Origin of the sequence: Frateuria sp. (genome assembly GCF_035943815.1) — a bacterium.
In the GTDB taxonomy this organism is placed as follows: domain Bacteria; phylum Pseudomonadota; class Gammaproteobacteria; order Xanthomonadales; family Rhodanobacteraceae; genus Frateuria_A.
The window spans coordinates 137,106-154,427 of sequence record NZ_DASZBU010000009.1; the positions used below are offsets into that span (position 1 = coordinate 137,106).

General features: G+C 69.4%; 20 protein-coding genes. 16 read left to right on the forward strand and 4 right to left on the reverse strand.

Annotation, left to right across the window (positions count from 1 at the left end):
• Nucleotides 1-34: 34 nt before the first annotated feature.
• Nucleotides 35-958 (reverse strand): patatin-like phospholipase family protein, encoded by a 924-nt coding sequence (locus tag VGU65_RS05595; RefSeq protein WP_327473659.1) that lies wholly within the window; start codon nt 956-958, stop codon nt 35-37.
• 115 nt (nt 959-1,073) lie between these two features.
• On the reverse strand, nt 1,074-2,090 hold the full coding sequence (locus tag VGU65_RS05600; protein ID WP_327473660.1) for a class 1 fructose-bisphosphatase: 1,017 nt from the start codon (nt 2,088-2,090) through the stop codon (nt 1,074-1,076).
• 194 nt (nt 2,091-2,284) lie between these two features.
• On the opposite strand from VGU65_RS05600, the gene VGU65_RS05605 reads away from it, so the two are divergent.
• From VGU65_RS05605 to VGU65_RS05655, 11 genes are all read left to right on the forward strand, one after another.
• Nucleotides 2,285-2,893, forward strand: a complete 609-nt coding sequence (locus VGU65_RS05605; protein WP_327473661.1) for a DJ-1/PfpI family protein — start codon at nt 2,285-2,287, stop codon at nt 2,891-2,893.
• Between the two features lie 11 nt (nt 2,894-2,904).
• Nucleotides 2,905-3,069, forward strand: a complete 165-nt coding sequence (locus tag VGU65_RS05610; protein WP_327473662.1) for a hypothetical protein — start codon at nt 2,905-2,907, stop codon at nt 3,067-3,069.
• Complete coding sequence (locus VGU65_RS05615) at nt 3,066-3,803, forward strand: NIPSNAP family protein (protein WP_327473663.1); 738 nt, start codon at nt 3,066-3,068, stop codon at nt 3,801-3,803. The genes VGU65_RS05610 and VGU65_RS05615 overlap by 4 nt, the downstream gene beginning before the upstream one ends.
• A 19-nt stretch (nt 3,804-3,822) precedes the next feature.
• Nucleotides 3,823-4,206 carry a GFA family protein gene (locus tag VGU65_RS05620; RefSeq protein ID WP_327473664.1) on the forward strand — a complete coding sequence of 128 codons (384 nt, stop codon included), beginning with the start codon at nt 3,823-3,825 and terminating at the stop codon, nt 4,204-4,206.
• 11 nt (nt 4,207-4,217) lie between these two features.
• Entirely contained in the window at nt 4,218-4,844 is a 627-nt protein-coding gene (locus VGU65_RS05625) for a glutathione S-transferase family protein (protein ID WP_327473665.1), read from the forward strand.
• Nucleotides 4,845-4,901: 57 nt separating this feature from the next.
• Complete coding sequence (locus VGU65_RS05630; protein ID WP_327473666.1) at nt 4,902-5,603, forward strand: helix-turn-helix transcriptional regulator; 702 nt, start codon at nt 4,902-4,904, stop codon at nt 5,601-5,603.
• Nucleotides 5,604-5,930: 327 nt separating this feature from the next.
• Complete coding sequence (locus tag VGU65_RS05635) at nt 5,931-7,697, forward strand: DUF885 domain-containing protein (RefSeq protein ID WP_327473667.1); 1,767 nt, start codon at nt 5,931-5,933, stop codon at nt 7,695-7,697.
• A 326-nt stretch (nt 7,698-8,023) separates the two neighbouring features.
• Complete coding sequence (locus tag VGU65_RS05640; protein WP_327473668.1) at nt 8,024-8,395, forward strand: GDSL-type esterase/lipase family protein; 372 nt, start codon at nt 8,024-8,026, stop codon at nt 8,393-8,395.
• A gap of 87 nt (nt 8,396-8,482) precedes the next feature.
• Complete coding sequence (locus VGU65_RS05645) at nt 8,483-8,875, forward strand: MbcA/ParS/Xre antitoxin family protein (RefSeq protein WP_327473669.1); 393 nt, start codon at nt 8,483-8,485, stop codon at nt 8,873-8,875.
• 84 nt (nt 8,876-8,959) lie between these two features.
• Nucleotides 8,960-9,646: an RES family NAD+ phosphorylase gene (locus VGU65_RS05650; protein WP_327473670.1), complete on the forward strand. Its 687-nt coding sequence runs from the start codon at nt 8,960-8,962 to the stop codon at nt 9,644-9,646.
• Between the two features lie 63 nt (nt 9,647-9,709).
• A complete protein-coding gene (locus VGU65_RS05655) occupies nt 9,710-10,429 on the forward strand; it encodes a GDSL-type esterase/lipase family protein (protein ID WP_327473671.1) in 720 nt (239 codons plus the stop codon).
• Here the strand turns inward: VGU65_RS05655 and phhA are convergent.
• Complete coding sequence (gene phhA / locus VGU65_RS05660) at nt 10,387-11,286, reverse strand: phenylalanine 4-monooxygenase (protein ID WP_327473673.1); 900 nt, start codon at nt 11,284-11,286, stop codon at nt 10,387-10,389. The genes VGU65_RS05655 and phhA overlap by 43 nt on opposite strands.
• A 145-nt stretch (nt 11,287-11,431) precedes the next feature.
• Here phhA and VGU65_RS05665 point away from each other — a divergent pair, with 145 nt between their 5' ends.
• From VGU65_RS05665 to VGU65_RS05680, 4 genes are all read left to right on the forward strand, one after another.
• On the forward strand, nt 11,432-11,908 hold the full coding sequence (locus tag VGU65_RS05665) for an Lrp/AsnC family transcriptional regulator (protein WP_327473674.1): 477 nt from the start codon (nt 11,432-11,434) through the stop codon (nt 11,906-11,908).
• Between the two features lie 134 nt (nt 11,909-12,042).
• Nucleotides 12,043-12,837 carry a lysophospholipid acyltransferase family protein gene (locus VGU65_RS05670; protein ID WP_327473675.1) on the forward strand — a complete coding sequence of 265 codons (795 nt, stop codon included), beginning with the start codon at nt 12,043-12,045 and terminating at the stop codon, nt 12,835-12,837.
• Nucleotides 12,834-13,838, forward strand: coding sequence for a YheT family hydrolase (locus tag VGU65_RS05675; RefSeq protein WP_327473676.1), 1,005 nt, complete (start codon nt 12,834-12,836; stop codon nt 13,836-13,838). The genes VGU65_RS05670 and VGU65_RS05675 overlap by 4 nt, the downstream gene beginning before the upstream one ends.
• A 143-nt stretch (nt 13,839-13,981) precedes the next feature.
• Nucleotides 13,982-14,752 carry a ZIP family metal transporter gene (locus VGU65_RS05680; protein ID WP_327473677.1) on the forward strand — a complete coding sequence of 257 codons (771 nt, stop codon included), beginning with the start codon at nt 13,982-13,984 and terminating at the stop codon, nt 14,750-14,752.
• A 141-nt stretch (nt 14,753-14,893) separates the two neighbouring features.
• Here VGU65_RS05680 and VGU65_RS05685 read toward each other — a convergent pair whose 3' ends face one another.
• Nucleotides 14,894-15,787 carry a manganese catalase family protein gene (locus tag VGU65_RS05685; RefSeq protein WP_327473678.1) on the reverse strand — a complete coding sequence of 298 codons (894 nt, stop codon included), beginning with the start codon at nt 15,785-15,787 and terminating at the stop codon, nt 14,894-14,896.
• A 401-nt stretch (nt 15,788-16,188) separates the two neighbouring features.
• On the opposite strand from VGU65_RS05685, the gene VGU65_RS05690 reads away from it, so the two are divergent.
• Nucleotides 16,189-17,286 carry a PQQ-dependent sugar dehydrogenase gene (locus VGU65_RS05690; protein WP_327473679.1) on the forward strand — a complete coding sequence of 366 codons (1,098 nt, stop codon included), beginning with the start codon at nt 16,189-16,191 and terminating at the stop codon, nt 17,284-17,286.
• Nucleotides 17,287-17,322: the final 36 nt, after the last annotated feature.

Sequence of the window (17,322 nt, forward strand, 5' to 3'; positions counted from 1 at the left end):
AGCAGCGCCGGCGCGTCCGCCCAAGTGCAGCCGGTCACAGGCTGTCGTGCGGGCCGAGCGTCGGCTGGTGCGCGGCGACCGCAGCCGGCATTCGTTGCGCGGCGACAAGGCGTGCGCGGATCAGCGGGATCGCCGCCAGCGCGGCCCGCTCGCCTTCCATGATGGCGCGGTCGCGCTGCTCGAAATCCGCGGCGCCGATCATATTGACCTGTGGTTGCACCACTACGTCGGCCCGCGCCAGCTCCTGCGCACCCAGGTGCTGGCCCATGATCACCACCGAGCGGCCGACGATGCCCAGCATGTCGGTCGGCAGCGAGCCGTCGGAGCGGGCGGAGATGTCCACCGCGATCACGAAGTCCGCGCCGAGCTGACGCGCGGCATCGACCGGCACCGGGCTGACCACGCCGCCGTCGACGTAGCGCCGGCCTCCGACCAGCGCCGGCTCGAACACCCCCGGAACGCTGCACGAGGCGCGCACCGCCTGGCCGGTGTCGCCATGGGTGAACACGGTGCGCTGGCCGCTGGCGAGGTCGGTGGCGACGGCGGCGAAGGGCAGCTTGAGCCGTTCGATGGGCCGTTGGCCGACCTGCGCGTCGATGTAGTCCTGCAGCTTCTGCCCCTGTACCAGCCCACCGCTGAACAGGCGCACGTCGCGCAGCGAGGCCTGGTCCAGCGCGATCGCCGCCTGCTGCATCGCGAAGGCGTCCATGCCGCTGGCGTACAGTGCGCCGACCACGCTGCCGGCGCTGGTACCGGTAACCACGTCCGGGTGGATGCCGCTGGCCTCCAGCATCTTGATCACCCCGATGTGTGCGAAACCCTTGGCCGCCCCGCCGCCCAGCGCCAGGCCGATCACCAGCTTGCGCGGTGGCGGCGCCGGTGCCGACGGCGGCTTGCGCCACGGTGCGCAGCCGGCCAGGGTGAGGGTGAGCAGCAGGAGCAGGGAGCGGGTGCGCATGGCCGGGGCGTTTCTTTCGGGGGCAGACACAAGCGTGGGGCAGGGCGAGGGCAGTGACGGGGCTGGGCACGGCCGGCCTCGTGGCACCGGCCGTGCGGGGTCAGGCCATGCGTGATCAGGCGTGGGCGACGTCGGCTTCGCGGTGGTAGCGCGTAGCCACCTCGACCTCGGCCTTGGAGCCCAGGAACACCGGCACGCGCTGGTGCAGGCCGGTCGGCTGGATCTCGAGGATGCGCTCGCGCCCGGTGGTGGCCGCGCCGCCGGCCTGCTCGACGATGAAGGCCATCGGGTTGGCCTCGTACATCAGCCGCAGTTTGCCGCCCTTGGCCTTGATCTTGGCGTCCAGCGGGTAGAAGAACACGCCGCCGCGGGTCACGATGCGGTGCACGTCGGCCACCATCGAGGCGACCCAGCGCATGTTGAAGTCCTTGGCCCTCGGGCCTTCCTTGCCGGCCAGCAGCTCGCCCACGTAGCGCTGCATCGGCGCCTCCCAGTGTCGCTGGTTGGACATGTTGATGGCGAACTCGGCGGTCTCGACCGGGATGCGGATGTCGCGCCGGCTGAGCGTGAAGCTGCCGACCTCGCGGTCCAGCGTGAACTCATGCGTGCCGTGGCCGAAGGTGAGCACCAGCAGCGTGGCCGGGCCGTACACCACGTAGCCGGCGGCCAGCTGCTGCGTGCCCGGTTGCAGGAAGTCCTCCACCTTCGGCTCGGTGACGTGCTCGGGGCAGCGCAGCACCGAGAAGATGGTGCCGACCGAGATGTTGACGTCGATGTTGGAAGAGCCGTCCAGCGGATCGAACAGCAGCAGGTGGTTGCCCTTGGGGTACATGTCGGGGATCGGCTGCGGATCTTCCATCTCCTCCGAGGCGCAGGCGGCCAGGTGGCCGCCCCAGGCGTTGGCTTCCAGCAGGATCTCGTTGGAGATCACGTCCAGCTTCTTCTGCGCCTCGCCCTGCACGTTGTCACTGCCGGCGTTGCCCAGCACGCCGCCCAGCGCACCCTTGCTGGTGGCCACCGCGATGCGCTTGCAGGCGCGCGCGACCACTTCGATCAGCAGCGAAAGCTCGGCGTTGATGCGGCCGGCGCGGCGTTCCTCGATGAGGAACTGGATCAGCGAGACTGGCTTCATGTCGGGTCCGTGGCAGGAAGGAACGCGCATTCTACGGGGCGCGCGTGAATGGCGGCCCGGCCCGACCCCAACCTCGCTTGATAGAGGCGAGCCCATGGCTTGGACCACCACCGCCCGCCCGCTGCCCCACTGCTGACATCACGCTGGCAGCAGCCCCGTTCCATCCTGCATGCCTTGCAACGGAGGCAACGGCGATGCGTGACACGGTCTATTTCCTGGTATTCGACGGCTTTGCGGATTGGCAGGCGGCGCTGGCGCTGTGCGAGGTGCGCCGGCCGGGCGACTGGCAGGTGGCGGCGGTGGGTTTCACCCGCGCGCCGGTGGTCTCGATGGGCGGTCTGGCGGTGCAGCCGCAGCTGAGCCTGGCCGAGCTGGACTTCGGCCGCGCCGCGCTGGTGATCGTGCCCGGTGGCCATCTGTGGCAGCGTGGCGAGGGCGCGGCGGCGGTGGCGGCGATCCGCCAATTGCATGGCGCCGGCACGGTCGTCGCCGGCATCGACAGCGGCGTGCTCGCACTCGCTCGCGCCGGCCTGCTCGAGCATTGCCGCCACACCGGCAACTGGGCTGGCCACATCGACGGTCAGGTGCCCGGCTACGGCGGCAGCGCCCAGTACGACGCCTCGGTGCTCGCGGTCAGCGACGGCGGCACGATCACCGCCAGCCACCTGGGCAGCGTGGATTTCGCGCGCGAGGTGATCCGCACCCTGGAGCTCTACGGCCCCACCGACCGCGAGCATTGGTACCGCCTGTTCAAGCATGCCCAGCTGCCGCCGTGGTGCGTCGGCGAAGCGGCCGCGGCGTGAGCAGGGTGACCATGCATCCGATCCTCCGTCGCGTCGCCGTTGCCTACCGCCCGCTGGCCGGGCGCAATCGGCTGGTCGAAGGGCCGCACGCGCTGCCGCCGATGTCGCAGCAGCGGCCACACCGGCGCATGACCCTGCTGGCGCTGGTCGCCGTGCTTTTCGGGCGGCGGCCATGAGCGCCCACGGCATACTGGAACTGCGCCAGTACACGCTGCGCCCCGGCCAGCGCGAGCACCTGGTGGAGCTCTTCGAGCGCGAGTTCGTCGAATCGCAGGAAGCGCTCGGCATCGGCCTGCCCGGCCAGTTCCGCGATCTGGACGATGCGAACCGCTTCGTCTGGCTGCGCAGCTTCCAGGACATGGAGTCGCGCGCCGCCGCGCTGGCCGCGTTCTACGACGGCCCGGTCTGGCGGGCGCACCGCGAGGCGGCCAACGCCACCATGGTCGATTCGGACGATGTGCTGCTGCTGCGCCCGGTCCGCGGCTTTGCGCTCGACGGGCTGATTCGGCCGTCGGCGGGCCAACGCGTACCGGCCGGCGTGCTCGCCGCCACCATCTGCCCGCTGCCGCCGGGCGACGCCGCCGCGCTCGCGCGCCGCTTCGACAGCGAGGTGCGGCCGGCGCTGGAACGACTCGGCGCACCGCTGCTGGCCCAATGGACCACCGAGCCGGCGCGCAACACCTATCCGCGCCTGCCGGTGCGCGAGGGCGAATGCGTGCTTGTCTGGTTCGCCGCCTTCGCCGACGCCGCGGCGCAGGCACGGTTCCAGGCCGCCGCGGCGGCGGAGCCGGCCCTCGCCGCGTGGATCCATCGTCTTGACGCGATGCCGGAGATCCTGCGTCTCGCGCCCACGCCGCGCTCGCTGCTGCGTGGCATCCCTTCCGACGCCACACGCGAGGAGCCGGCATGACCAGGACCTACCACGGCAGTTGCCATTGCGGCGCGGTGCGCTTCGCCGCCGACATCGACCTGGCGGCGGGCACCGGCCGCTGCAACTGCTCGATCTGCAGCAAGACGCGCGCCGCTGGGGTGCGATCGTCAGGCCGGAGGCGTTCCGCCTGCTGGAAGGCGAGGCGGCACTGGCCGACTACCAGTTCGGCACCCACAGCATGCACTACCGATTCTGCCGCCACTGCGGCATCCAGCCGTTCGGCACCGGACGTCTGGAGCAGCTGGGCGGCGACTTCGTCAGCGTCAACCTGGCCTGCCTGGACGACGTCACCCCGCAGGAACTGGCCGACGCCCCGGTGCGCCACTTCGACGGGCAGCACGACAACTGGATGAACCCGCCGGCCGTCACCGGCCACCTCTAGGAAGCCAAGCCATGAACGTACCGAAGGTGACCTTCTTCCATGCCCCGCAGTCGCGCTCGCGCGGCACGCTGGCGCTGCTGGAGGAACTGGGCGTCGACTACGACCTGCACCTGCTCGACCTGAAGGCCGGCACCCAGCGCGACCCGGCCTACCTGGCGCTCAACCCGCTGGGCAAGGTGCCGGCGATCCGCCACGGCGAGGCGATGGTCACAGAGCAGCCGGCAGTGATGATGTACCTGGCCGATCTGTACCCGGAGAAGGGACTGGCGCCTGCCATCGGCGACCCGCTGCGCGGGCCGTACCTGCGCTGGATGGTGTTCTACGGCTCGTGCTTCGAGCCGGCGCTGCTGGATCGCTCGATGCAGCGCGAACCGGCTCCGCACATGATGTCGCCCTACGGCAGCTGGCAGGAGGTGCTGGACGCGATCGTCGCCCAGCTCACGCCCGGGCCCTGGCTGCTCGGCGATCGTTTCAGCGCCGCCGACGTGCTGTGGGGCACTGCGTTGCACTGGACCACGATGTTCAAGCTGGTGCCCGAGCTGCCGCCGGTGCGCCAGTACATCGACCGTGTGCGCGCGCGCCCGGCGATGCAGCGGGCCGAGGCGAAAGATGCCGAGTTCCTCGCCGGCCAAACCTGAGCGGGACGGCGCGGTGGCGCACTGGTTCGCGCACCGCGCCTCGGCGATCATTCGCCGATGCGCCGCGCCGACCGCCTGTTCCTCATCATCCATGCCCTGCGCGGACGCCGCACCGCGCTGCAGGCGCGCTCGCTGGCCGAGACGCTGGGCGTGTCGCTGCGCACGGTCTACCGCGACGTGGCCGACCTGCAGCTCTCCGGCGTGCCGATCGAGGGCGAGGCGGGCGTCGGCTACGTGCTGCGCAAGGGCGCGGACATCCCGCCGTTGATGTTCACCGCAGAGGAACTCGAATCGCTGGTGGTGGGCACGCGCTTCGTGCGCGCCTTCGCCGGCGAGCGCCTGGCCGAGGGCGCGCAGGCGGCGCTGATGAAGATCGAGGCGGTGCTGCCGGCGGAACTGCGCGAGCGCGCCGCGCGCACGCGCATCTATGCGCCGGTCTACCGCGACGAGATGACGCTCGCCTTCGCCGCGCGGATCGACCGCCTGCATGCGGCCATCGAGGCGCAACGGGTGCTCAGGCTGGTCTACCGCGACGAAAGCGGGCAGGCCAGCACGCGCGAGGTCGAGCCGTTGTGCCTGGCCTTCTGGGGCGGCAAGTGGACGCTGGGCACCTGGTGCCGCCTGCGCAGCGCCTTCCGCAACTTCCGCCCTGACCGCATCGACCAGCTCGACGAGACCGGCGAGCGCTTCGACACCGGCCAAGGCCGCAACCTCGACGCGTATCTCGACGCCATGCGCGGCTACTACGCCGGCGTCTGACGCTTGTGTACCCTCCCCGTCAGAGCGGCGTGGGGAGAGGGTTGGCGAAACCCGGATGACGCGCTACGCCCCCCTCACCCGCCTGCCTGGCGGGCCTCGGAGTGGCAGACCTCACCGCCTGGTCTCACCAGCCGTCATTCCCACGAAGGCGGGAATCCATTTCAAGCAGGGATCAAGATCGATTACTCGTCGCGTTCGCCCCTTCGGGCAGGCCTTCGGCCGTTCTTCGCGCTCGTCCCGCTTTCGCGGGAATGACGGCCATCCATATCGGCACCCGCGCCCTCTTCTTTGCGATGATCGACGCCCTTCACTGCGCGAGAACTCTCGATGAAACACCTGCTGGGCGCACTGCTGGCCGCGGGCCTGACGCTGGCCTCGCTCGCGCATGCCACCGATGCCGACGACCGCTTCCGTGCGATCTACACGCACGAATGGGCCTGGCGCACCGGGCAGGGCGACATCAGCGCCTCGGGCGAGCCGCAGCCGAACAACGGCCGGTTGGACAACGTCGATGCGGCCAGCCAGCAGCAGCGGCTGCAGCGCTGGCAGGAGGTGCTGGCGCAACTCGATGCGCTGGACGTCCGTGCGCTGTCCCCCGCCGAGCAGGTGAACTACGCTGTCTATCGCGCGCAGATCGCCAACCTGCTGGCCGACCAGCGCTTCGCCACCTGGCAGATGCCGTTCAACAGCGATTCGGCGTTCTGGAGCGACATCGGCTACGAGCTCGACGGCGACCGCCTGCACGCGCCGGCCGACTATCGCAGCTACCTCGACCGCCTAGGCCAGATCCCGGCCTACTTCGACCAGCAGATGGCCAACATGCGGCTGGGCCTCGAGCGCGGCTTCTCGGTGCCGCGCGCGGTGTTGGACGGGCGCGACGTGTCGATCGCCGCGGTGGCCGAGCTCAAGGACCCGACCGCCAGCAGCTTCTACGAACCGTTCAAGCACATGGGCGCAACAATCCCGCCCGACCAGGCGCAGGCCCTGCAGGGGGAAGCGCTGCGACGCATCCGCGACCAGGTGATTCCGGCCTACGCCAAGCTGCTGACCTTCTTCCGGCAGGAATACCTCCCGCGCGCACGCACCACGCTCGCGGCGGAAGCGCTGCCCGACGGCAAGGCGTTCTACCGCCAGCAGATCCGTGAATACACCACGCTGGATCTCGACCCCGACGCCATCCATCGGATCGGCCTGGAGCAGGTGGCGCAGATCCACGCGCAGATGCTCGAGACGATGAAGGAGAGCGGCTTCAAGGGCGACTTTCCCGCGTTCCTGCGCTTCCTGCGCACCGACCGGCAGTTCTACGCCAAGACGCCCGAGGAACTCCTGACGCGCACCGCCTGGGTGGCCAAGCAGGTGGACGGCCAGCTGGGCCGCCATTTTGGCCATCTGCCGCGCGCGCGCTTCGCCATCGTGCCGGTGCCCGCGGACATCGCGCCGTACTACACCTCCGGCCGCGGCGGTGCGGATGCGTACCTGGTCAATACGTACGACCTGCCTTCGCGCCCGCTGTTCAACATGCCGGCGCTGACCCTGCACGAGTCCTACCCCGGCCATGCGTTGCAGCTCGAGCTGGCCGCCGAGCAGCAGGGTCAGCCGGAGTTCCGCCGCCAGGGCTACATCTCCGCCTTCGGCGAGGGCTGGGGCCTGTGCTCGGAGTACCTGGGCAACGAGATGGGCATCTACGCCACGCCCTACCAGCGCTTCGGCTACCTCACCTACCAGATGTGGCGCGCCTGCCGGCTGGTGGTCGATACCGGCATCCACCATCTGGGCTGGAGCCGCAGCCGAGCCATCGACTACCTCACCGACAACACCGCGCTGTCCTCGCGCGAGATCGCCAACGAGGTCGACCGCTACATCAGCTGGCCCGGCCAGGCGTTGTCCTACGAGCTGGGCTATCTGAAGATCCGCGAGCTGCGCACGCGCGCCGAGAAGGCGCTGGGCGGCAAGTTCGACCTGCGCCATTTCCACGACACCGTGCTGCAACTGGGCTCGGTGCCGCTGCCGGTACTGGAGAAGCGCATCGACCGTTTCATTGCCGAAGGCGGCCCGGAGCCCGACTATGACTGTGACTGCAAGCATGCCCCTTGAGCTGCGCATCCAACTCCGCCCGCTGTGGGCGGGGGCCGCTTGGCTGCTGCTGGCCTTCGCGCTGCTGCCCGGACGGGCGCAGGCGTGCGCGGGACAGCCGGAGCAATGGCGCGCGGACATCGCCGCCTTCGCCGCCGCCGATCGCGCGCACGCGCCGCCGCCGCACGCGGTGCTGTTCGTCGGCAGTTCCTCGATACGCCTGTGGAGCACGCTGGCGCAGGATTTTCCCGGTCACGCGGTGCTCAACCGCGGCTTCGGCGGCTCGCGCATCCCCGACGCAACCTATTACGCCGGACGCCTGGTGGCGCCCTACCATCCGCGCCATCGTGTTCTATGCCGGCGACAACGACCTGGCCGAGGGCTGCACGCCCGCACAGGTGCGCGATGCCTTCGCCGCCTTCGTACGGCGCGCGCGGGCGCTCGATCCCGGGGTGCCGATCGCCTTCATCGCGATCAAGCCGAGCATGGCGCGCAAGCACCTGCTGCCGCAGATCCGCCGCGCGAACGCGCTGGTGCGCGACTACGCAGGGCAGCAGCACGGCGTGGATTATCTGGACGCCTTTACGCCCATGCTGGGGCCGGACGGACAACCACAGCGGCGCTGGTTCGGCCAGGACGGCCTGCACATGAACCGCCAGGGCTATGCCGTGTGGGTCCGGCTGGTGCGGAGCTGGCTGGACACCGTAGCGCGTCCCTGAACCCGGGCGGCGAAAAACCCCGCCGCGTTTGCGCGGCAACTTCACAAATGGAGTAGACTGGCCAATAACTCCAAAAGGAGAGTCCGCATGCTGGCCCATCCGCGCCACGAACTGGCCCCCGCAAGCGAGCTTGGCGGCGCTGCGCTGCGCTCCTTCTTCCGCATAGCCGAGCACTGGCAACTGCGCGTCGCCGAGCAACGCCGCCTGCTCGGCGACCCGGCCGAATCGACCTTCTTCAAATGGAAGCGCGACCAGGACGGCAACCCCGGCCGCGATGTGGTCGAGCGGATCAGCTACCTGCTGGGCATCTGGAAATCGCTGCAGATCCTGTTTCCCGACCCGGCCCAGGCCGACGCCTGGCTGCGCAAGCCCAATCAGTCGCCCTTGTTCGGCGGCCATTCGGCGCTGGAGCGCATGCTTTCGGGCAATGTCGGCGACCTTTACGTGGTGCGCCAGTACCTGGACGCGCAACGGGGCTGAGCCGCGCGTCGCCGCCGGCGAGACCGGCCCGCTGCATGCTCGGCTCCTCCCGCGCCCGCCCGGGGATGCCCACCGGACACACCGATGCCCCTCGATCTGCCGCCGCTCAGACGCATCCGATGGACCCACGCCTACCGCATCGTGCCCAGCCGCTTCCCGCCGGTGGGCGTGTTCGACCGCATCGCCGATCCACGCGACCTCGACGCGCTGTTCGCGGTCGAGGCGCTGACCAACCCGCGCCTGCGCGAGGAGGCCGGCGCGTTGAAGCTGGTGCCGCCGCAGCGGCGCATCAGCGGGCCGGGCAGCACGCCGGTTATGGCTGCCTTCACCCACCTGAATCCCGAGGGCAGCCGGTTCTCCGACGGTAGCTGGGGAGTGTTCTACGCGGCGCACAGCACGGCCACGGCGGTGGAGGAGACGGTCTACCACCGCGAGCGCTTTCTCGCAGCCACGGCGGAACCGGCCTGTGAGATCGAGATGCGCTGCTATCGCACCAGCATCGACTGCAAGCTGCACGACATCCGAGGCGGCTGGCCCTCGGCGCACGCCGCAGACAGCTATGCGGCCAGCATTGCGCTGGCCCGGACGCTGCGCGAAGCCGGATCCAGTGGCATCGTCTACGACAGCGCACGCCACGCCGGCGGCGAGTGCGTGGCGGCTTTCTATCCGGACGTGGTGACGCCCTGCGTGCAGGCGCAGCACTTCATCTACCGCTGGGACGGGACACGCATAGCCCAGGTGCTTCAGGTAAGCGAACTTAAGCGGCCCTAGGCGGGCGCGTAAGCCCCAGCCTGCCCACGCAGCCTTGACCGCTGTGCGCCTAGCTTGGTACCCATGATTGAAGGATCGCCCTCTCCCTCCGGCGGCGAGGCGGCCGATTTCATCGAATGGCAAAGCGAGATTGCGGCGTTCGGCGCCATCGATCGGCTCCGGCCACCGCCATCGGGCGCCGTGCTGTTCGTGGGCAGCTCCTCGATCCGGCTGTGGCGCACACTGGCGGCCGACTTCCCGCAGGTGCCGACCATCAACCGCGGCTTCGGCGGCTCGCAGATCGCCGACAGCCTGTACTTTGCCGAGCAACTGGTGGCGCCGTATCACCCGGCGGCCGTCGTCATGTACGCCGGCGGCAACGACCTGGCGGCCGGCAAGCCGCCCGAACAGGTGCGCGACGCTTTCGGCGCGTTCGTCACTTGCACGCGCCATTGGGCTGGCGAGGTGCCGTTCGCCTATATCTCGATCAAGCCCAACCTCTCGCGCCATGCCCAATTGCCGCTGATCAGGCAGGCCAACGCCTTGATCCTCGCCTGCGCGCACGAACGCGGGGTCGCGTTCCTGGACATCCACGGTCCGATGCTGGGCGCGGACGGGCAAGCCGATCCGCGCTGGTTCGATGTGGACGGGCTGCACCTGAACACGCGGGGCTACGCGCTCTGGACCGGCGTGGTTTGCGACTGGCTGAAGCGATGCGGTCTGCTGCCGCCCCGTGCGGCAGCGTCGCGACAGGGGGCCGCTCAGGTATCGGCGTTGGCGGCGAAGCCTTCGCGGCTGCCGTAATGGTGGACGCGGTCGGAGGCGTCCAGCACGTCGGCCGCCGCGTGTGGGGCCTTCCCGCGCAGGCTCGCGTAGATCGGCGTGAAGTCCGGCGTGGTCGCCTCGAACAGCTGCTCGAAGCTGTCGATCACGAAATAGGTCTGCTGGTAGGTGTCGATGCGGTAGCGCGTGTTCATCACACGCTCCAGGTCGAAGCCGATGCGGTTGGGCGCGTCAGAGTCGAGGCTGTAGATCGATTCGCCCTTGGAGCTGACGATGCCCGCGCCGTAGATGCGCATGCCTTCGCGGGTGTCGATCAGGCCGAACTCCACCGTGTACCAGTACAGGCGGGTGAGGTTCATCAGCGCCTCGGGGCCGATCGCGTGCGCCTTCGTGCCGCCGCGGCCGTAGGCCTGCATGTAGTCGGCGAAGACCGGGTTTAGCAGCAGCGGAACGTGGCCGAACAGGTCGTGGAACAGATCCGGCTCGGACAGGTAGTCCAGCTGCTCGGGCTTGCGGATCCACCAGCTCACCGGGAAGCGGCGGTGCGCCAGGTGGTCGAAGAACACCTCGTCCGGCAGCAGGCCCTCGACTGCCACCAGCTCCCAGCCGGTGGCCTTGGCCAGCACGAGGTTGATCTCGGAAAACTTCGGAATGCCGCCCTGGCCCAGGCCGAACTTCGCCACGCCGTCCAGGAACTCCCGGCAGGCGCGCGCCGGCAGCAGCTCGCACTGGCGCTTGAACAGCGTGTCCCAGACCTCGTGGTCGGTGCGGCTGTAGCCGGACCATGGCTGTTCCACCACGCCGGTGGCGTAGACCGGCACGTAGCCGCGGTCGGTCTGCTGGTGTTCGACTTTGCGTGGCGTGGTGGCGGTTTGCATGGCGGCTCCGGTGGTGGGGGCTCTGGTGCGCCCGAACCCGAAGAATACGCCGCCCATACCGCACGAAGGTTGCGTTTGTTGTGACGTTCCCGTGAGATGGCGCAGTATTCTTGCGCCAACCCGCGCGAACGTGGAGCAAAGCGCCATGCCCAAGCTGGACCGCATCGACCTGCGCCTGCTCGCCGTGCTGCAGGGCGAGGGGCGCATCACCAACGCGGAGCTGGCCGAGCGGGTCAGCCTGTCGCCCTCGGCCTGCCTGCGCCGGCTGCAGCGGCTGGAGGGCGAGGGCATCGTCACCGGCTACGCCGCGCAGGTCGATCCGCAGGCGGTCGGCCTGGGCCTGCAGGCCTTCGTGCGGGTGCAGCTGGCACGGCACGAGGCCGGGGCGATCGAGCGCTTCGTGGAGAAGGTCGCCGGCTGGGAGGAGGTGGTCGCCTGCCATGCGCTGACCGGCGACATGGACTATCTGCTGCACGTCTACGTGGCCGACCTGCCGCATTTCTCGCGCTTCCTGCTGGACCGGTTGCTCAACGATGCGGGCGTGGCCGACGCCAATTCGAGTTTCGTGCTCCGCACGGTGAAGCGCTCGCCGTCGTTGCCGCTGGGGCAACTGGAAGGTTGAGGCGAGGAGGGGCCTCTCGCCCCAGGGAAGGCCCGGCGGGTGGAGCACCGGTTTGTCGGTTCTCCGGGGGCAAGGTGCCGGGGTGTAGCCGACGCGCGCGCCCGCGAGAACGAAAACGCTAAACTAACCGGCTCATGGACACCCCCCCGACCCCCGCCCGCGATCCCTGGCGTGCCGTGCGCTACCTGTGGCGGGTGCCGCTGCTGCTGCTGCACATCGTGTTGGGGATCGTGCTGTGCGCATTCATCCTGAGCTGGAACAAGCAACGGGTGATGGTCGACGGTCGCGAGCCGTTCGCCCACCGCATGATCCGCTGGTGGTCGACCGTGCTGATGCGCATCTTCGGCCTGCGCTCGGTGCGCATCGGCACGCCGCTGCCCGACCCGGTGCTGTTCGTCGCCAACCACACTTCGTGGATCGACATAGAACTGCTGCACAGCCAGCGTGCCGCCTGCTTCGTAGCCAAGGCGGAGATCGCGCGCTGGCCGTTGGTGGGCTGGCTGGCCGCCAGCGGCGGCACGATCTTCCATCGGCGCGGCAGCAACCATTCGCTTGCCTCGGTGATGCAGACCATGGTCGAGCGCCTGCGCGGCGGCCGCTCGGTGGCGGTGTTTCCCGAGGGCGGCACGGGCCACAACGGCGTGCTCAAGGTCTTCCACGCGCGCATCTTCCAGGCGGCGCTGGATGCGCCGGTGCCGGTGCAGCCGGTGGCGCTGCGCTTTGCGCGCGACGGCAAGCGGGTGATCGAAGCGGGCTTCCGCGAGCATGAGAACTTCATGGGCAATCTGCTGCGCATGCTGGGCGAGGCGCCGCTGGATGCCGAGGTGCATTTCCTGCAACCCGTGCCGGCGATGCCCGACGCGCGCCGGCGCATGGCCGAGCTGTCGCGCGAGCGCATCGCCGCCGCGCTGGACGACGCCCACGCATGAGCGAGTTGCCGCGCGGAAAGGATTTCCGTCCCCCCTGGCCGCTGACCAGCGGGCATATCCAGACCATGCTCTCCTCCAGCGGCGTGCGCCGCCTGCTGTTGCCGCGCTCGGCCTACGAGGTGGCCGAGGGTGCCGAGCCGGTGGTGGTCGACGGCGGCGACGGCGTGCGCCTGACCGGTGCCTACACGGCCCGGCGCGACGGTCGCGCGGCGCGCGGCCTGGCCGTGCTGTTTCACGGTTGGGAAGGCAGCGTCGACTCCACCTACGTGCTGCAGACCGGGAGCCGCCTGTTGCGCGAAGGCTGGGATGTGTTCCGGCTCAACTTCCGCGACCACGGCGAAAGCCACCACCTCAACGAGGCGCTGTTTCACTCCTGCCGCATCGACGAGGTGGTGAACGCGCTCGGCGACATCACCCGGCGCTGGCCGCGGCCGGTGACCGCGCTGGCCGGCTTCTCGCTGGGCGGCAACTTCGCCCTGCGCGCCGCGCTGCGCGCGCCGGCGGCTGGCATCCCGCTGGACTACGCGCTGGCGGTCTGCCCGATCATCGATCCCAGCGAAGGTCTGTTCTCGCTGGAGGAAAACGCGCCATGGATCTACCAGGCCTACTTCATGAGGAAGTGGCGCCAGTCGCTCAAGGCCAAGCAGAAGGCTTTCCCGCATCGGCAGTACTTCGAGCTGGCCGAACTGAAACAGAGCCTGCGCGGGCTGACCGAGGCGCTGGTGCTCAGGCACACCGACTTCGGCTCGCTCCAGGCCTACCTGGACGGCTATTCGGTGGCGCGCGACGCGCTGGCGGCCGCGTCCGTGCCGGCCACCATCCTCACCGCGCGCGACGACCCGGTCATCCCGGTCGGCGCGTTCGAACAGCTGCAGCTGCCGCCCGGCATCGAGCTGGACATCGCCGACTACGGCGGCCACTGCGGCTTCATCCGCGGCCGCGACATGACCAGCTTCACCGACGACTACATCGCCGCGCGTTTCAACGCGATCGCGCCGTAGCCCGCTTACGGAGGTTCCGCTCCGGCACGTTCACGCGGACGGCGACCGACAAGCAGCATGCTGGAGACCCGAGCAGATGCCGGCCACGCCATGCCGCAACCCCGTGACATCGTGCGATCGTCCCGTGGCGGAGCCGCCATGGCATGACATCAGTGCTGGCTGCGTTCCTCGGCGGCTGTTCCGGCGCCACCGCCACCGCGCTGGGCACGCTGCCGGCGCTGGCCGCGCGGCGGATCGACGCGCGTACGCAGGACACCATGTTCGGGTTCGGCGCTGGCGTGATGCTCGCCGCGAGCGCGTTCTCGCTGGCGTTGCCCGGCATCGAGGAGGCGCGGCGGCAGGGACAGGGGCCCTGGAGCGCCGGCGCGCTGGTCGGCGTGGCGATCCTGCTGGGCGCCGCGGCGCTGGTGCTGCTCGAGCGCGTGCTGCCGCACGAGCATTTCATCAAGGGGCCGGAAGGGCATGCTTCGCAGCGACTCAAGCGCGCCTGGCTGTTCGTGATCGCCATCTGCCTGCACAACCTGCCGGAAGGGCTGGCCATCGGCGTGGGCTTCGGGCCGGGCCTGGCGCACGGCACCGCATTGGCGACCGGTATCTCGGTGCAGGACCTGCCCGAGGGGCTGGTGGTGGCGATCGCCCTGATGGCGGTCGGCTACGGCCGCGCCTGGTCGGTGATGGTGGGCATGCTCTCGGGCGTGGTCGAGCCGGTGGGCGCACTGATCGGCGCCGGCGTGGTGATCGGCTACCCGCTGCTGTTGCCGGTGGGCCTGGGCTTCGCCGCCGGCGCGATGCTGTTCGTGGTCAGCCACGAGATCATCCCCGAATCGCACCGGCACGGGCACGAGCATTTCGCCACCGGCGGCCTGATGGTCGGGTTCGTGCTGATGATGTTGCTGGATACTGCGTTCGGGTGAGGTATCGCGTCCGAAAGCGCGCCATTGGCCTTCGGCACCATCCCCCGCATTCGCGGGGGAAAGGCTCGTCGCCGCACATTCTTCCCTGTTTAGGCGGGAGGGTGATCGAAGGGCGGATGGGAAGGCTTGTGCCAAAGCCACCTAATGCCGCGTTCCCTGCTGCCCGCTGCCCTTGCCCAGCTCCGCTCCGGTCTCCGGATTGATCGACGGATTGGAACGCGTGCGGCGGGCCATCTGCATCAGCGTCGAGCGCTCGGCCTCGCCCATCGCCACCTCCGGCATGCCGCTGCCGCCGTCCATCGCCAGCATCCGTTCACGGTCGGAGACGTACTGGAAGTTCTCGTCGCTGTTCCACGGCCCGCGCATGTCGCCCTCGCCCTGCGAGGTGTTGACGTAGACGTTGGCGAACTCCGCCTTGCCCGGCAGCTTGCCCGGCGGGAAGTTCGGCTGGATCGCGTACAGCGCCTTTTCGAACGATTGCTGGTGCGAGATCTCGCGGGTCATCAGGAAGCCCAGCGCGTCGCGCACGCCCGCATCGGCGGTGAGGTTGATCAGCCGTTCGTAGATGATCTTGGCGCGCGCCTCGGCGGCGATGTTGGAGCGCAGGTCGGCGGTCGGCTCGCCGATCGAGTCGATGTAGCCGGCTGTCCACAGTTGGCCGCCGGAATTGGTCAGCGCGGGCCCGCCGCCGTAGAGCACCTGGGTCACGTGCGAATCGTTGCCTGCGCCCTGCAGCTCTCGGAACGCCTGCGCCTGCTCTTCCGCGCCTTCGGCCAGCTTGCCCTTGGCGCCCTTGTTGAGCATGCCCACGATGGTGCCGATCACCTCCAGATGGCTGAGCTCTTCGGTGGCGATGTCCAGCAGCATGTCCTTGCGACCGGGGTCGTCTTCGGCCAGCGCCTGAGTGAAGTAACGCATCGCCGCGGCGAGCTCGCCTTGCGGACCGCCGAACTGCTCGAGCATGAGGTTGGCCAGGGCTGGATTGCATTCGGAAACCCGAACCGTGTACTGCAGGCGTTTGTTGTGAGCGAACATGGGAGATCCTTGGGTCGTCTGCGGGGGGGGCCGCCGGCAAGAGGCGCCGGCCGCGAGGTTTCCCGGAGGCGGCAAGAACCATGCCTTGCCCAAGGGCCCGTTTGAGCGGGTCGGCCCGCGGACGCGGACGCAAGATTTGCGCTCGGCTGCAACATTTGCAGCGTGGCCGGGTGGACATCCATCGTCGGCACGCAGTGCGCGGCGAACACCCCGGGCCTTGCGCTAGGCCATCCAGATGAGTAGGTGGCCGAGCACGCGGCGCGAGACGCCGCCGTCCTCGGGCCGCCGCCCACGGGCACCAGAGTCGGCCACCACGCCGGCGATGCCTATCGGCCGGCGCCTCCTTCCGGCTTGACGGCATCGGCGTTACGCTGGCCATTCCGCTGCAAGGAGGTGTCCTCATGCGCGTACTGCTTTCCCTGCTGCTGGCCCTGGTCGTGGCGCCTGCGTGGGCCGGACCGGCACTGGATCGGCTGAGCCTGCCCAAGGGCTTCCACATCGCGGTGTATTCGGACCAGGTGCCGCAGGCGCGCGAGCTGGCGGTGGGCGCCAAGGGCACCGTGTTCGTCGGCTCGATGGACGCGGGCAAGGTCTATGCGCTCACCGATACCAACCACGACGGTCGCGCGGACAAGGTGCGAGTGATCGCCACCGGCCTGCAGTTGCCCGTGGGCGTGGCGTACCACAAGGGTGATCTGTACGTCTCGGCGGTCAGCCGCATCCTGGTGCTGCGCGACATCGAGGACCACCTGGGCGACCCGCCCAAGCCGCAAGTCGTCTACGACAAATATCCCACCGAGACGCACCACGGCTGGAAATTCATCGCCTTCGGTCCGGACGGCAAGCTCTATGTGCCGATCGGCGCGCCATGCAATATCTGCGACAAGGACAGGGACTACGCCAAGCTGACCCGCATGGGTCCCGACGGCACGGGTCTCCAGGACGTCGCCTACGGCATCCGCAATACGGTCGGCTTCGACTGGCAGCCTGCCACCGGCAAGCTGTGGTTCACCGATAACGGTCGTGACCTGATGGGCGACGACGTGCCTAGCGACGAGCTCAACCGGCTCGATCGCGTGGGCGAGCACTTCGGCTATCCCTACTGCCACCAGGGCGACGTCCTCGATCCGGAGTTCGGCAAGGGCCACAACTGCAAGGACTACGTCCCGCCGGTGCTCAAGCTCGGCGCGCACGTGGCCTCGCTGGGCATGCGCTTCTACACCGGCAGGCAGTTTCCCGGGCATTACCAGGGCGCGATCTTCGTCGCCGAGCACGGCTCCTGGAACCGCACGAAGAAGTCCGGCTACCGGGTGATGGCCGTGCGGCTGGAGGGCGGCAAGGTGGCCTCCTACGAGCCGTTCATCACCGGCTTCGAGCAGGACGAGCAGGCCTGGGGCCGGCCGGTGGACGTGCAGATGCTGCCGGACGGCAGCCTGCTGGTGAGCGACGACCTCGCCGGTGCGGTGTATCGCGTGACCTACGACAAGCGCGGTCGCTAGCGCGCTTCGCTCCGTACCCCCAGAGGCGCAATTCCG